The following is a 14,447-nucleotide window of genomic DNA, read 5'->3' on the forward strand; positions in this document are numbered from 1 at the left end:
CATAACGCCAAAACAGAAATTGCTGCAGTCAATCCAAAGGGCTGCATAACTGTCTACTTCTGAAGCCCCCTAAAAATGGGGGTATTACCATTACATGCGCTTAATAAGAGTGTTGAAGAAGCCATTAAGGCCATAAGCATTTTTTTCATTCTATTCTCTTTAATCTTCTATTGTATTGAAAATCAACTAACCAGATTTTTTAGCATGTTAGATGCTATTTCATCTAGTATTATGTTTTTTTTAAATTTAAGTTTCAATGAGTTAATGAAATTAGAACGTAGTTAAAAATTATTTTGATCTATGTTTTCGAATTGCAAAATCGGCAGTTGAACAGTAAGAATTACCGCTCTGTTGGCTCATGCGGTAATATCCCTATTTTTTTTAGCAGTCTTCAAAAGTAGGATTTTCTCGTACTCCAGACGAAGGTATTTCAACTGGGGGTTCATGTTGTCGGGGAGGCGATGGCAAAGAAGAGGTCAAGCCTATCACCTAACCTCGCATATTTTTCAGTTGTAACATCGCTCATGAGCAGGCGCGTGCTGCAGCCAATGTCATTGCCCACGGTATGCGGGATCACAATTCAGCACACTGCCTATGGAAGCTGATACCCGGCTCAATGATCATATCCAGATCAGACTGACCCGGTATTTTTAAGATAAAAACAGGCTTTGATTCTTAGGTGATTGAAGTCTGTTTTTTGTTTCGGGAAGTGGGCTTCTTCCTCTAATCTCTGATCACTTTTGTTATGATGTGTCTTTTGGGGAGGGATATTTCTAATTTGGAAGGAGTAAAATATAGAGCTTAAGCTTAGGTTACTCATTCCTTTTTGATGTAGAGCGAGAAAGGGAGACAGAAAGGAAAAATCTTGTGCGAAATAACCTGAGTTAGATCAGGTGATTTGCGTAATATTATTACTGAAAAATCATTTGTTTCTCATGGATTTGGGGCATAGCCTTTTGGAAGATTTCAACCCCATAACCCCTATGAGAAAACAATGTATAAGAAAATCCTCGTTGCTTTATCCCTTGATCACGGCATCAGTGAACGTGCGCTGCGCACGGCCCGTAAACTTCTGGATGAAGGCGGCACTATTGAAGCGCTGCATGTTATCGAACAAATTCCTGAATATGCGCATCAACAATTAAAAGAAGGCCAGGATGAGGTGAATTACAACCGCGCCATGGATGGTTTGAAAGAACGTATTGGCGAGGCTGCAGACGTGAAAGCCACCGTCCTGGTCGGTCATGCAGGCCGCGCTATCCCGGAACATGCAGAAAAAGTGGGTTCCGACTGTATCGTCATTGGTTCACACGAACCTTCATTGGCGGACTTCTTTCTGGGTTCGACTGCAGAACGGATTGTACGCCACGCCAAAAGTTCTGTGCATGTGATCCGATAAGGTTTTGATGTTCTCGTGAAAAGCCAGCACTTTGATCGGGAATTTCTTTATGGAGTGAACTTAATTGATGCGATCCTGATGAGCGTCTTGTTTTGTGTTATATTTGAGACAGGCTGCATATAGAGAAGATATGCTCATTAGGAGAGTTGGCTATGAAAAAGAGTGCTGTCTACCTTTTCCTAAACTTGGTTTGGTCTTGTGCGATGTGCCACGCGGCCGGAGCAAGCGAGAAGGTGACCATTGTTGCCGATAACAGCTATCCCCCCTATTCCTACATGGAAAATGGTGCGCTAAAAGGCATTTATCCGACCATCTTGCGCAGCGCATTTGCTATGATGGAGGGGTATCAGGTCACATTGGTTGCTCGCCCCTGGAAGCGCGCGTTGCGTGAGATCAGAGAGGGCAAAGCCTTTGCCATCATTCCTCCATATTATCGACCTGACAAGCGCCCCTATATTGGTCGATATTCTTTGCCCGTGCTGGAGGAAAAAACCGTTGTGGTGTGTCGCGAGGGTATCTTTAAAAATGACACAGATGCAGATTGGCCCCAGGATTTCGACGGCCTGACCATCGCCATCAATCGTGGGTTCGAGATCATCGATCAGGCAGAGCTGCGCACACAAGGGGTCAAGAATATCACGCTGGAAAGCGGGGATGGCAATGAACAGAATTTGCTCAAACTCTTGCAGGGTCGGGTGCCTTGTTATGCCAATGACGAGATTTCAATCAGGTTTGGCCTGCAGCAAATCCTGAAAAAAGGCTTTTTTGATTTTGAGAGCGTTAACACCTTAAAATTTGGCCCCACCATTAGCAAAGAACGCGGTTACCTCGGCTATAGCGCGGCGCACCCTTCCTTTGAGAAAAACGGCTTTATCGGAAAGTTTGATCAAGTTTTACTGGAGATGAAAGAAGCTGGCGTGATTGCAGAAATTGTTTGGAAGTATGTGCAGCGTTAGCGCCATGTGTAACCCGATGACGTTACACGCGGCTGAGTTCATTATTGTCGCCATGTTCAAAGACTTGTCTGAAAATATTTACGAGCGTTGCCGCCAGCTTGTACGCCAAGGAATTGATCCAATTGAAAAACGAAAAGCAGAACGGCTCTCCGCGTAAGCGGAAGCCGTTAAAGCAAATACGTTTACCTAGGGGTATTTTCTTCTCTAACCATATGCCCGCCCTCTGGAAAGACCAGATGTTTAATCAGAAGCAATTCTGGCACCACAACTGATCGCAAAAATAACGATTGCAACGCCTGCCATCTGGATCAATGACAGTGTTTCATTGAGAATAATCCAGCCAAGCATGATTGAAACAAGGGGTTCCATATTAAAAACCAGGGCCGCAATGGATGCTTTGGCATGTTTCACCGCAAACATATGCGCTACAATACCAATAACATAGGTCAAGACCACTCCGCCAAGCGCCCACCAACCAATGCTTGTGTGCGGTAATTGAAAATTATCTACCACAACAACGGCGAGAAGGCCGACACAGGCCACAAGTATATTTGTGTAGGCAACAGTGACTTTAGGGGCGAGTTTTGCACCAAGTTTACGACCTGAGACAAAAACAATCACGGTTCCCACGGCACCGATTAACGAACAGGCAATACCGCGCCAGTCCAGCACATCTAAGCCCGGCCCGATTACAAACACAAGCCCAACAAAGGCAAACAGGAAAACGATCATTTGCTGGACAGGCGGGGCTTTTCGTTCCTGCAAGGCCTCTATGCCAATGACCATTATAGGGAAAGTATAATAAATGATGGCAGCCAGTCCCACAGGGATAAAGGCAACTGCACTGAGATACCCGAAGCTGATCATAGTAATCCCGATCCCACAGCTCAGTAGGTTCAATCTTATGTCTTTAGGAACATAAACGGGAGTGCGCAACACCAGAACCAATAGAAATACCAGTGCTGCACTGATCAAAGCACGCAGGACAATAAGCGTTAAGGGACTGAAACCGGCATCATAAGCCAAACGTGCAAAGGTGGTGATAAACCCAAGCGATATGGCCGCAAGAACCGCATAAGCGATTCCTTTGTTCTGGTCGTTCATCCCTTTTCCTTTCTCCGGTCCACAGGATCAACCCAAGACGACGATGGCTTCGATTTCCACATTGGCACCAAGCGGCAGGGCAGCGACCTGAACCGTGCTGCGTGCAGGTTTGTGATCGCCAAAGAAGGAGGCATAAATCCCGTTTACAGTGGCGAAATCAGCAAGGTCGGTTACAAAGACAGTTGTCTTGATGACATTATCCAATGTGGCCCCGGCTTCTTCGATCACTGCCTTCAAATTCATAAAGACTTGTGTGGTTTGAACAGTGATATCGCCTGTGATTTCACCTTCACCCGGCACCAAGGGAATCTGCCCGGAGGTATAAAGGATCTGACCAGTCGAGAGGGCCTGCACGTAGGGACCGATGGCAGCAGGGGCATTTGGGGTATTGATGACATCAAAAGTCATTAGGAAAACTCCTCTAAAAGTAGATAAAAATCAGTCGGATTTAATGTTTTTCAGGAATTGACCGACTTCCAAATCCAGTTTTTCAGAAACCGTAACCAGCCGTGCACAGCTTTCCAGAACATGGGACACATTGTCTGCGGTGATATTGGCGATCTGGCTGACATGGTCCATTTTCTCAGAAACCACAGACGTGCTTTGTGCGGCCTGTTCAGTATTACGTGCAATTTCCTGGGTTGCTGCGCCCTGTTCTTCAACAGCCGTTGCAACAGACGAACTCATTTCATTGAGGGAACCAACAGTGGATGAAATATCACCGATCAGGGTCACAACACTATGGCTGGCATCCTGCAAACTGCTGATCTGGGTGCGGATGGTATCAGTTGCGTTTGCGGTCTGGCCTGCCAGGTTTTTGACTTCTGAGGCCACAACAGCAAAACCTTTACCCGCATCACCCGCACGTGCGGCTTCGATGGTCGCATTCAGGGCCAACAGATTAGTTTGTTCCGCAATATCCTGAATAAGGGAAATCACATCACCCATTTCGTTGGTGGTCTGCACCAGAAACTGCACATTGGCATCACCTGATTGCACCGCCAGGCTGGCTGAATTGGCGAGGTCTGATGACTTGCTCATTTGCACACCGACTTCATGGACGGTTGCCACCAGTTCTTCGGTTGCGGCCGACACCGTGCTGGTATTGTGACTGGATTGGGAAGAGGCCCGGTTGACTTCTTCTGCCTGATGTTTCACATCATCCACATCCCCGCCCATTTGTGTGAGCTTGGCGCGAATATCCAGCACCTGTTCATTCACGCCCTTGATGACATGACCAACGGTATCTTCAAAACTGATTGCCAGTTCCTGCATTTGTCGGCGTTTATCTTTGCGAACCTTTTCTTCCTGCGCAGCCTGTTCTTCTTCTACCTGTTTCAACTGAATGGCATTTTCCCTTAGGATACGGATGGATTTCGCGATATCTGACAGTTCATCTGCCCGTTTGGTAAAGGGCACACGGGTATCCAGCTTGCGGTTTGCGATCTTGTCCACCACATCGGCCAGGGTTTCAATCGGGTTGGTAATGCGCTTTGCCAGAAAGATCGAAACAACAATGACCAACACGATAATGACGGCACAGAGCCCTGCCATATTCAGGCCGATTTGATTGACTTCGCGCAGGGTTTCTTCTTCTGTCTGGGTGGAAACAATGAAGTATTCTTGCCCGGCAATCTCAATCGGTGCGAATGAGGCAAAGAGATCGCCTTGTTTATCATCTACCAAACCGAGGTTACCTGATTTCCTGTCATTGATGATATCCATACTGGCATCATCCAGTTTCATCTGACTGGTTTTCAGGCGATAGGATTTGATATGACCATCCTTTGCGACAATGAAGTTATCTTCTGCCTGCCCACCGTCCGGGTCAATCAGGCTATGGCTGAGGTCCTGTGACGACAGACGCAAAACCAGAAAGCCCAAACGGTCTTTCTTTGATGTCACCGCCGACGTGGCAAAGACAGGGCGCACCCAAAAGGCAGATTGCTTGTCCCATCCACTGTCGTAAGGGGTAAAATCCTGAAAACTTGTGGCAGGTTCTGTCGCAGCGCGCGCTTCTTCCACCGCTTTGGACAGGGGGCTTTCTTTTAATTGATCATCATTGATGTTTTTTAAAAATGCCTTGGATTTAGTGAAGGAATAAAGCACCAGCCCATCTTCCAACACCACATAAGCATCTGAGAAATGCGAATTCTTCTGGGCTGCACTCAGAGTTGCGTGGATAACGGCATGTTTCCAGGAATAGGTATCCTGAAACTCCTTCCCGCTCAGGCCCGCGCGTTCTTTGGCGCTCAAACCTTCTGCGCTATAGCTTTTTAAAATATCGCCAATTTCATCTTCATCAAAGATGGCCTGCAGGTTGGACAGGTCCTTGATCAAAGCAGCATTGGTCGAAAGAGACTGTACCGTATTGGCAAGGGCGCCAAACTGCTGAGCAAGCGCGACCTGTTTGACATGGGCGATATTATCCAGCCTTTTGATCGCCAGTTCTTCAAGGGTTGAACGACTTTGATAATAGGATAGTCCGCCTACAGATAAACTGGATATGACGCACAGCAACGCTGCCGCAATGGGCACTTTTACTTTTAGTTTCATCGGGAACCTCTCAGCTTTGTCTTTCGCCAATTTTTATTTTATTGGGACAGGAGAAATGTCCGTTCTGTAAGAAGGTGGTGGGGAGAGTTTTTGCCTCCCCGTATCCCTTCGCTAATCTGTGATAATCGGCAATTTCGGCCAGGCACGTTTATGCAACATTTCACAACCGTTTTCGGTAATGAGGATATTTTCCTCATGGACCATCATCTTGCCCGGCATAAAGGTCATGCCAGGTTCCAGCGTCAGGATCATGCCAGGTTTCAGTACGACATCCCCGCCTTCCACGTTAGACGGCCATTCGGTCAGTTGCATGCCAAGACCATGCCCCATACGCCCCACGTCATTGCCAAGGGCACCAGCATTTTCCAATTCCGTCCACATGGCTTTCCAGACATCACCAGTGGTGCGCCCCGGCCCGGCAATCTTCAGGCCTGCTTCGGTCGAGGCATAGACAGCTTCGTAGGCATCATGGGTCGCCTGATCCACTTTGCCAAAACCGAAATTGCGGTCAAAATCGCTGAAATAACCATCAAAGTTTGCACCCGTATCAATGATCAGCACATCACCTTGTCGCAAGACCCGATCCGTTGGCCCCATGATAATATTGTCGTACCCGCATTGACCTGAGGCAGAGATCAGATACGGGCACGCATCTGCGCCAAGGCGCAGCATTTCAATATGCATGGCCTTGCAGGCTTCGCGTTCTGTCATGCCTGCTTTCAGGTTCTTGCGCAGATAATCAAACCCGGCTGCCGTGACATCACAGGCAAAGCGGATCTTATCAATTTCTGCGGTTGATTTAATGCTGCGTACGTCACGCATCATCAGGCTGACATCCACGATCTGGTGCTGGCCTAAGTGCACCTTCAGACTGTTGTAATTTTCAACAGGCATCCGCAGATGGGTTTCCGGTCCGGTCATCGCCCCAATGATCAGGGATGATTTGGATACTTCTGACAAGGTTTTTGCCAGAAGGCTGACCCCATCATCTTCCGGACGCGGGGATGGCCAGCTGCGCACATCTTCAATCCAGGTTTTTTCAAAGCCGGCCACCCCGATTTCTGGGACAACGGCAATGGGTTTGCCCGTCACCGGAATTACCAGAAACCAGGGGCGTGTTGGACTTTCCCAGAATTGAGATTTGAAACCGCTGAAATATCTGAATTCCGGTTCAGTTGAGACAAACAACGCATCGACTTTCTCTTTCGCCATCAGGCTTTGAAGTCGTTGGGTGCGTTGTTCAAACTCACTTTGTGCAAACCCACGTTCGGGTACTTTTAACAATTTACTCATGGTCGTTTCTTTTCATTTTTATTAGGTGCCCACAAAGGCCAAATCACGCAGTAACAAGGCAATCTGTGGGAAGTAAATCAACATTGCGGTCATGCCTGTCAGGATCACGATGAATGGGAAGGTTCCACGGATTACTTCAAGGTATGGTCGGTTAAAGATGGCAATGGCGGTAAAGATGTCACAGCCAAAGGGCGGTGTTGCTGATCCAATGGCCATCTGCAAGGTAATCATCACCCCAACCAACACCGGGTCCAGACCAGCAGCGGCAATAATCGGTACAAAGATTGGCGTCAGGATCACCAGTACAACCAGTGAATCCACAAACATGCAGCCAACAAAGAAGCTTAACGCAATAACAAACAGCACATATTCTTTGGAGGCATCTTCCAGGTTCAACGGGGCAAGCAGTTCCTGCGGGATTTGCTCGAAGGAAATATACCAGGAAAAGGCTTGTCCCATCCCGACCAGCACAAAGACAACAGCCGTAATCAGGCCCGTGCTCAGGGCTGCATCAACAATGTCATTGACCTTGAGTTCGCGATAAATCACACATTCAACGATAATGGCGTAAAGGACGGAAAATGATGCTGCTTCTGTGGGTGTCACCGCACCGGAATAGATACCGCCGACGATCAACAAGGGAAAACCAAGGGGCAGAAGCGCTTTTTTAACAGCCTGTAGCTTCTGTGCCATATTGGCCTTTTCCACCAGCGCAATGCTATCGCCCTGGATCACGCTATAGATATAGCAATAAACAGAAAACATCAGGGCCAGAACCACACCCGGGCCAATCCCGGCGATAAACAGTTCGCCCACACTGGTGTTTGCCAGCGTTCCGTACAGGATCAAGCCAATGCTGGGCGGGATCAGAAAGGCAATGTCACTGGCGTTAATAATCAAGGCCATGACAAAGCTGTCCTTATAGCCTGCCTGCAACAGTTTCGGACGCATGATCTGTCCCACGGAAACCACGGTCGCCTGTGTAGACCCAGAGACAGAGCCAAACAAAGTACAGCTGATACAGGCTGTGATCGGCAGGCCACCGCGCATGTGGCCAACAAAAGATTCAATCAGACCCAATAGATTATGGGCGGTATGGCCGCGTGTCATGATATCGGCGGCCAGAATAAACATCGGTACCGCAATCAAGGCATTAGGCGAAATGCCTGTCACCATCTGCTGGATGATCACACCTGTATCCACATCACTGAAATGCACAAGCCCGATCAAGGTGCCCACGCCAAGGGGCACCACCATAGGGAAACTTAGAAACAGCAGCGCCACCATAGTTACAACAAGGGTGAAGGTGATGACGTAAATGTCCAGCTCGCCTGCGATAATGTCAGAAAGAAATTCAAAAACTGAAGTCATAATATAGATCCCTTTCTTACCATTTATCTTCAACAACATCGTGGGAGACATAAATCTCGCGATGGGTCAGGTTCATAAAAAAGGCGATGATATATTGCAGGCCTGCGATAAAAAGACCGACAGGGATAATCGAATAGATAATATAGACGGGGAACTGTAACGCCGGGCTTAATCGGTTGATTTCTTTAAGTTCCTGCACATAAAAGATCGATTTATAAGCCAGGTAAAATATCAGCACACCAGTGACGGCAGCGATGAGGGTAGAGATAATTTTTTTGCCACGATAGCCCATAGAGTCATACATGGCGGTCATTCGGATATTGCGCCCTTTTCGAACGGCATAGGCAAAACCGATGAAGGTCACGGCTACAATCAGAAACTGGTTTAATTCTTCAGAAAAGAACAGGCTTCTATCAAACGCATATCGGCCGATGGCATTGGCAGTGGAATTAACCATCATAAGAAGGATTGAAGAAAAGATGATGTATTTCTCAATAGCTTCGGTCACCTTATTGATGGATTTAAATATTTTTTTCATGAGAACTCACCTTTTACTCAAATCAATGAAATGGGTATCCTTCGTTCATGAGGGAAAAAGGGCGCGCATCGGTTGCCCAACACGCACCCTGGAACCATCTGATTTTAAGATGCGTCCTTAACTTCCTGGATCAAGTTCTGCAGGATTGTTTTTGCATTTTCACGCGCTGTTGCTTTTTCACCTTCTGGGTAAGCATTTTCCACAACATTGTAGAAAGTCTCATGCAGGTTGGTGCTCAACTCTTTAAAGCGGGCACGTTCTTCTTCATTCAGAACCACCACGTTCATGTTCGGGCGTTCCTTCATGATTTTGTCCATGTTCTTCTTGTTGATGCTCAGCTGATACTCATGTGCTGCCTGTTCAGCCGCAACAATCGCTTTATCGACCATGGCTTGCTTTTCAGCAGACAGACCATTGTACCATTTGCTGTTTGTGGAAACGGTCCCAACGTAAGGCTGCTGGCCCGGGAACATCAGGTAATCCTGCACTTCATGCCATTTTGCATTGTAAATGAAGTAAATCGGGTTCACCATGCCATCCACTGTTTTCAGCTGCAAAGCACCGTAAACTTCACCCCAGGACAGTGGTGTCGGTGTGGCACCAAATGTCTTGTAAGTTTCAACCGGAATGGTCGATGTAAAGGTACGGATTTTCTGACCTGCGAAATCTTCAGGCGAACGGATCGCCTTGTTCGCACCCCACGCCATTTCACCTTCGGAAATCATGGTCAGCAGCTTAAGGTTTTTCTGCTCAAAGCGATCAGCCAGATCTTTATAGATTGTCTTGCTGCCTGTCAGAACCTTGCGCACAACGTCTGTGTCTGTGCCAACAACGTAAGGAACGCTGAGCGCTTGAACTTCCGGGACGTAAGAACCCAGGTGACCTGTACCAACAGAAACAAACTGTACAGTCCCTTTGGAAGTCAGTTCTACGATGTCGTTTTCCGTACCCAACTGGCCGTAGTAATAAATGCGGACTTTGATGTCCCCGCCAGACTCCGCCTTGATGGTTTCAGCAAATTTCTTTGCGAAGATGTCCTGCACATCATTTTTGTCTTCTTCTGATGCGAATTTCCATGTTTCAGCCTGAGCACTGACGCTGAGTCCCATACCGATTGCGAGCAACCCTGCTAGTAGTTTTTTCATAATAATTCCTCTGTTAAGGTCTTTAGTTAAAGTTTGTAATTGTTTACTTCAGACGATCACGTACCAACTGCACCCAGTATTGGGCGCCATGTCCCAAAATACGGTCGTTGAAGTCATATTTGGGGTTATGCAAAGCACAACCACCTACGGAATCCACCCCGTTACCGAGAAGCGCGTAACAACCGGGCTTCACACGTAACATGCTGGAAAAATCTTCTGATATTGTCAGCGGCGAACAGTTCCCATCGACATTTTCATCGCCCAGAACCTTGCGCGCTGCCGCAACCGCATATGCGGTCTGTTCGGGATGATTAATTGTGGGATAAAAAGTGTTGATGAAAGAGACATTGCACGCCGCCCCTGCTGCACTACAGATGCCGGGCGCAATTTGTTTCATGCGCGCCTCGATCTTCTCGAGGCTTTCGTCCGTAAAGCAACGGCAATCCCCCTGAATAGTCACCTGCGACGGGATTACATTTGTTGTCCCGTTGGTTTTGAATTCAGTCACAGAAACAACTGCCGTTTCTTCAATCGCATCAAGGTTACGCGACACAATGGTTTGCAACGCCAGCACAACTTGCGAGCCGATGACAATCGGATCAACCGCGTGATGCGGCATGGCTGCATGGCCGCCAACACCGGTGATGGTGATTTCGAACGAACTCTCACTCGCCATCAATGAACCCGGACGGACAATAAACTGTCCTTCTGCTAGGCCGGGCATATTGTGCAGTCCATAGACTTCATCAATGGAAAACCGTTCAAACAAACCATCATCGATCATAGCTTGCGCGCCTTCGCCATGCTCTTCATCTGGCTGGAAAATCAGATAAACGGTACCGTCAAAATCTTTATGTTGTGCCAGATGGGCTGCAGCCCCCAAAAGCATGGCGGAATGACCGTCATGCCCACAAGCATGCATCTTCCCGTCATGAACAGAACGATGGTCAAAACCATTTTCCTCGTGAATGTGTAAGGCATCCATATCCGCGCGCAATCCGATAGAGGCTGTGCTGGTGCCATTCTGCAGAATGCCAACCACACCTTTTTTGCCAATATTGCGCACCACTTCGATCCCGAAGCTTTCCAGCTTGTCGGCAATAAAGTTCGACGTTAACGGAAGGTCAAACCCGCATTCAGGCTGGCGATGCATATGTCGGCGCCATTCAGTCATTTGTTCGATAATCTGCGGGTTGAAAGACATGCACTTTCTCCTGTATCTAAAAGGGGTTTTCGAATTATTTGACCAGATGGTCGCTCAAAAGACGGCCAAAGCCGTTAACGGGCCGGGCGTAATCAACCAGTCGCAAACTGTGCCAGGCAAGCACCTGGTTTGAACTTGCAACCGGGATACCAAGCTTGCGTTCAATCTCTTCAATCACGAGGGAGGCCCGCAGCGCTGTGCAGGAAATGAACAGCAAATCCGCATCTGCAGCGCAGATTTGGATGGCCGCATCATAAATGTCTTTTGGCTGGATGTCGGTCATGGCCGTATCATCTTCAAAGCCAAAGCCTGCAACGTTCAGAACGTCATATCCATTCTCCTGAAACATCCTGGCGATCTCATGGTTCACAGCTTCCGTATATGACGTAAGAACCGAGACTTTCTTTGCATTAAACGTTTCCAGGGCAGCAACCGCCGAAGTCACCGGATTGGTCACTTTAACGCCGGGGCGGGCCTTATGGATCAGGGAGGTAATATTGTCATTGCCGATGGCAACCGTGGCGGACGTACAGGCGTAGATCACCGCATCCAGATCAGTGCCGGGCAAAATGTTATCTGTCGCAGCACTGATGCCAGGGGCCATACGACGCAGGTTCTCAATCGTTAATGGGTTATAGTTTCTGACACGACTTGTAAAAAATTCTACATCATCGGGGTACATCCGGTTCAGATCAGACTCGATATTAAAGTCTGTCGCCAGCGCCACCAAACCGATCCGACCACCTGAAGCGAGATGTTCAAGGGGGAGTTGGGGCTGTATGTTTACAAAATTCGTCATTATCGCCTAAACCCTGTTTTGGTTCTTGTTGATCTTTTGATCTGTTTGATAGCTAACAAGCTATACTCTTAGGTTACAGCAATGATGTGCGGGATTTCGTACAATCCCCCTGTTTTGAGGTAGAATCCCCTCAAATTTACAAAGAATAATGATTAAAAAACTAGTTTACTTTCTTGAGCGAGATATCAGACTGTTAGGTGCGTAATGACGAGAAAATTGGCATCTCTATAACCGCTTTCATCCGATCGATTTTATTGAAATTCAATGATTTATCTTGAAATTCATAAAATCGTTTCAAGATATAGGAAGTGAAGAATGTTCTATCAGGAATTCAAATGAGCAACTCTCAATCCGGTAAAATTGATGGCTTTGATGCGAAAATCCTAGAGATTATTCAAAAATCAAACAAAACCACATCCGATCAAATCGCAGAACAGGTTTGCCTGTCCCCCGCTGCCGTGCAACGCCGGATCAAAAAAATGCGCGAACAGAATATTATTGAGGCAGAAATCGCTGTCGTAAATGCCAAGGCGGTTGATCGCAATGTGACCGCCATTGTTCAAGTTTCCATGGAACGTGAACAGCTGCATCTTCTGGATGAATTCAAAAAGATCGTCAAGAACCATCCGGCAGTTCAGCAATGCTATTACGTCACCGGAAGTTCCGATTTCATCCTGGTCGTGACCGCACGCGATATGGAAGATTACGAAGCCTTTACCCGGGAAATCTTTTTCGACAACAGCAATGTTCGGAGTTTCCAGACCAGTGTCGTTATGGACAATGTAAAAATCGGCCTTTCCGTTCCCGTCATTGTCGAAGGAGAATAAAAAAGCCCCTGCACACAGGGGCTTTAAAGTTTGTGGGAGACTTTTTATTGTTGGGGAGACTTAACCAACCAGTTTTTCGTACATTTCAGGATCCGTTGCCCCTTCTGTACCGATAACCAGGACCTTGCTGTCTTCACTCAAATTCAGTTTCTGTGCAAATTCTTCCTGCTGACTTGCCAGAACGGCAGCACCCAGCCCGGCCACCGCAGATTCACCCGCTTCGATCATCGGATCACCCTTATAGCCATTCGCCAACATCTGCATGATGGGCGCGATGGTGTTCTCGCTCAGGGTCATGAAATCATCTGCCCCATTTGACAGAATTTGCCAACCAAGTAGAGATACTTCCCCGCAGGCGAGCCCCGCCATCAGTGTTTCCAGATCACCTTCAACCACAACCGGATGCCCGGCTTGCGCACTTTTTTGCAGACAATTGGCGTTTTCAGGCTCAACGATGACCAGACGGGGACGTTTTTCACCCCATAGATCCCAGAAATATCCTGCCACGGCAGAGGCCAGGCCCCCAACACCACCCTGAATGAAGACATGGGTCGGGATTTCATCATTTAGCTGTTCAACGATTTCTTCCAGCATGACGGTATAGCCTAGTGCCACATCCTTGGGCACTTCCATATAGCCTTCATAGCTGGTGTCAGAAACGATTACCCGGCCCTTTGCCTTGGCTTCTGAATCGGCAAGACGAACGGATTCATCATAATTCCCTGCAATACGGACGACTTCAGCGCCGTAAGCTTCCATCGCCTTTTTACGCCCTTCAGAAACATCGCGATGAATATAGATCACACAGCCACAGCCAAACATTTGTGCGCCCCAGGCGACTGACCGCCCATGATTGCCATCTGTTGCGCAGCTGACCACAATCTCTGAAATCTCATCTTTCAAATTGCCGGAAAGAATATCTTCAATGGAAGGACGAACGCCGTTTTTCTCTTCCAGAATTTTCTGTAACTGGCAGGCAACCGCATAGGCACCGCCCAGTGCTTTAAAGCTTTTCAGGCCAAAACGAGTTGACTCATCTTTATACCAGATCGCCCCCAGGTGCGCTTCTTTCGCGAGATCAGAAAGACTGTGAAGCTTGGTAACCTCATATGCAGGCCATGTCTTGATATTTGCAATCGCATCCTTGGACTTCTCGACGCTGATCACGTCTTTTTGCGTATTTGAATATACATTTTCGCGACTTGCCAGCGGGTTTGAAAAATGTGTCAGTGAACCTTCAAAACTAATCATAATC

At 47.6% G+C, this 14,447-nt stretch carries 14 protein-coding genes; 4 read left to right on the forward strand and 10 right to left on the reverse strand.

All coding sequences use genetic code 11. The features are described from left to right. The first annotated feature begins 994 nt into the window (after positions 1-994). The 3 genes from RYZ26_RS17845 to RYZ26_RS17855 all read left to right on the forward strand — a co-directional run bounded on the left by RYZ26_RS17845 (position 995) and on the right by RYZ26_RS17855 (position 2,512). On the forward strand, positions 995-1,399 hold the full coding sequence (locus tag RYZ26_RS17845; protein ID WP_317684613.1) for a universal stress protein: 405 nt from the start codon (positions 995-997) through the stop codon (positions 1,397-1,399). A 152-nt stretch (positions 1,400-1,551) separates the two neighbouring features. Further along, a complete protein-coding gene (locus RYZ26_RS17850; protein WP_317684614.1) occupies positions 1,552-2,355 on the forward strand; it encodes a substrate-binding periplasmic protein in 804 nt (267 codons plus the stop codon). Further along, positions 2,342-2,512 carry a hypothetical protein gene (locus RYZ26_RS17855; protein ID WP_317684615.1) on the forward strand — a complete coding sequence of 57 codons (171 nt, stop codon included), beginning with the start codon at positions 2,342-2,344 and terminating at the stop codon, positions 2,510-2,512. The genes RYZ26_RS17850 and RYZ26_RS17855 overlap by 14 nt, the downstream gene beginning before the upstream one ends. 83 nt (positions 2,513-2,595) lie before the next feature. Here RYZ26_RS17855 and RYZ26_RS17860 read toward each other — a convergent pair whose 3' ends face one another. From RYZ26_RS17860 to RYZ26_RS17900, 9 genes are all read right to left on the reverse strand, one after another. After that, positions 2,596-3,459 carry a DMT family transporter gene (locus RYZ26_RS17860; RefSeq protein ID WP_317684616.1) on the reverse strand — a complete coding sequence of 288 codons (864 nt, stop codon included), beginning with the start codon at positions 3,457-3,459 and terminating at the stop codon, positions 2,596-2,598. 27 nt (positions 3,460-3,486) lie between these two features. After that, positions 3,487-3,867 carry a RidA family protein gene (locus RYZ26_RS17865; RefSeq protein WP_317684617.1) on the reverse strand — a complete coding sequence of 127 codons (381 nt, stop codon included), beginning with the start codon at positions 3,865-3,867 and terminating at the stop codon, positions 3,487-3,489. A gap of 30 nt (positions 3,868-3,897) precedes the next feature. Continuing rightward, complete coding sequence (locus RYZ26_RS17870; protein WP_317684618.1) at positions 3,898-6,015, reverse strand: methyl-accepting chemotaxis protein; 2,118 nt, start codon at positions 6,013-6,015, stop codon at positions 3,898-3,900. Between the two features lie 111 nt (positions 6,016-6,126). Further along, positions 6,127-7,308, reverse strand: a complete 1,182-nt coding sequence (locus RYZ26_RS17875) for a M24 family metallopeptidase (RefSeq protein ID WP_317684619.1) — start codon at positions 7,306-7,308, stop codon at positions 6,127-6,129. A 21-nt stretch (positions 7,309-7,329) separates the two neighbouring features. After that, a complete protein-coding gene (locus tag RYZ26_RS17880; protein ID WP_317684620.1) occupies positions 7,330-8,679 on the reverse strand; it encodes a TRAP transporter large permease in 1,350 nt (449 codons plus the stop codon). A 16-nt stretch (positions 8,680-8,695) separates the two neighbouring features. Beyond that, positions 8,696-9,217, reverse strand: a complete 522-nt coding sequence (locus RYZ26_RS17885) for a TRAP transporter small permease (protein ID WP_317684621.1) — start codon at positions 9,215-9,217, stop codon at positions 8,696-8,698. A 104-nt stretch (positions 9,218-9,321) separates the two neighbouring features. After that, positions 9,322-10,362 carry a TRAP transporter substrate-binding protein gene (locus tag RYZ26_RS17890; RefSeq protein WP_317684622.1) on the reverse strand — a complete coding sequence of 347 codons (1,041 nt, stop codon included), beginning with the start codon at positions 10,360-10,362 and terminating at the stop codon, positions 9,322-9,324. A gap of 43 nt (positions 10,363-10,405) precedes the next feature. Then, positions 10,406-11,566: a M20 aminoacylase family protein gene (locus RYZ26_RS17895; RefSeq protein WP_317684623.1), complete on the reverse strand. Its 1,161-nt coding sequence runs from the start codon at positions 11,564-11,566 to the stop codon at positions 10,406-10,408. Between the two features lie 34 nt (positions 11,567-11,600). Continuing rightward, positions 11,601-12,365: a maleate cis-trans isomerase family protein gene (locus RYZ26_RS17900; protein WP_317684624.1), complete on the reverse strand. Its 765-nt coding sequence runs from the start codon at positions 12,363-12,365 to the stop codon at positions 11,601-11,603. Between the two features lie 335 nt (positions 12,366-12,700). Between RYZ26_RS17900 and RYZ26_RS17905 the strand changes: the two genes are divergently transcribed. Then, a complete protein-coding gene (locus tag RYZ26_RS17905) occupies positions 12,701-13,192 on the forward strand; it encodes an Lrp/AsnC family transcriptional regulator (RefSeq protein WP_317684625.1) in 492 nt (163 codons plus the stop codon). Between the two features lie 60 nt (positions 13,193-13,252). Here RYZ26_RS17905 and RYZ26_RS17910 read toward each other — a convergent pair whose 3' ends face one another. Further along, a complete protein-coding gene (locus RYZ26_RS17910; protein ID WP_317684626.1) occupies positions 13,253-14,443 on the reverse strand; it encodes a diaminopropionate ammonia-lyase in 1,191 nt (396 codons plus the stop codon). Positions 14,444-14,447: the final 4 nt, after the last annotated feature.

The organism is Terasakiella sediminum (assembly GCF_033100395.1).
In the GTDB taxonomy this organism is placed as follows: Bacteria; Pseudomonadota; Alphaproteobacteria; order Rhodospirillales; family Terasakiellaceae; genus Terasakiella.

What these genes read in the sequence shown, in the direction of transcription:
- RYZ26_RS17875 (WP_317684619.1), bottom strand. Translation starts at nt 7,308, where the DNA reads ATGAGTAAATTGTTAAAAGTACCCGAACGTGGGTTTGCACAAAGTGAG.
- RYZ26_RS17865 (WP_317684617.1), bottom strand. Translation starts at nt 3,867, where the DNA reads ATGACTTTTGATGTCATCAATACCCCAAATGCCCCTGCTGCCATCGGT.
- RYZ26_RS17885 (WP_317684621.1), bottom strand. Translation starts at nt 9,217, where the DNA reads ATGAAAAAAATATTTAAATCCATCAATAAGGTGACCGAAGCTATTGAG.
- RYZ26_RS17890 (WP_317684622.1), bottom strand. Translation starts at nt 10,362, where the DNA reads ATGAAAAAACTACTAGCAGGGTTGCTCGCAATCGGTATGGGACTCAGC.
- RYZ26_RS17905 (WP_317684625.1), top strand. Translation starts at nt 12,701, where the DNA reads ATGAGCAACTCTCAATCCGGTAAAATTGATGGCTTTGATGCGAAAATC.
- RYZ26_RS17880 (WP_317684620.1), bottom strand. Translation starts at nt 8,679, where the DNA reads ATGACTTCAGTTTTTGAATTTCTTTCTGACATTATCGCAGGCGAGCTG.
- RYZ26_RS17900 (WP_317684624.1), bottom strand. Translation starts at nt 12,365, where the DNA reads ATGACGAATTTTGTAAACATACAGCCCCAACTCCCCCTTGAACATCTC.
- RYZ26_RS17855 (WP_317684615.1), top strand. Translation starts at nt 2,342, where the DNA reads ATGTGCAGCGTTAGCGCCATGTGTAACCCGATGACGTTACACGCGGCT.
- RYZ26_RS17860 (WP_317684616.1), bottom strand. Translation starts at nt 3,459, where the DNA reads ATGAACGACCAGAACAAAGGAATCGCTTATGCGGTTCTTGCGGCCATA.
- RYZ26_RS17845 (WP_317684613.1), top strand. Translation starts at nt 995, where the DNA reads ATGTATAAGAAAATCCTCGTTGCTTTATCCCTTGATCACGGCATCAGT.
- RYZ26_RS17895 (WP_317684623.1), bottom strand. Translation starts at nt 11,566, where the DNA reads ATGTCTTTCAACCCGCAGATTATCGAACAAATGACTGAATGGCGCCGA.
- RYZ26_RS17850 (WP_317684614.1), top strand. Translation starts at nt 1,552, where the DNA reads ATGAAAAAGAGTGCTGTCTACCTTTTCCTAAACTTGGTTTGGTCTTGT.
- RYZ26_RS17870 (WP_317684618.1), bottom strand. Translation starts at nt 6,015, where the DNA reads ATGAAACTAAAAGTAAAAGTGCCCATTGCGGCAGCGTTGCTGTGCGTC.
- RYZ26_RS17910 (WP_317684626.1), bottom strand. Translation starts at nt 14,443, where the DNA reads ATGATTAGTTTTGAAGGTTCACTGACACATTTTTCAAACCCGCTGGCA.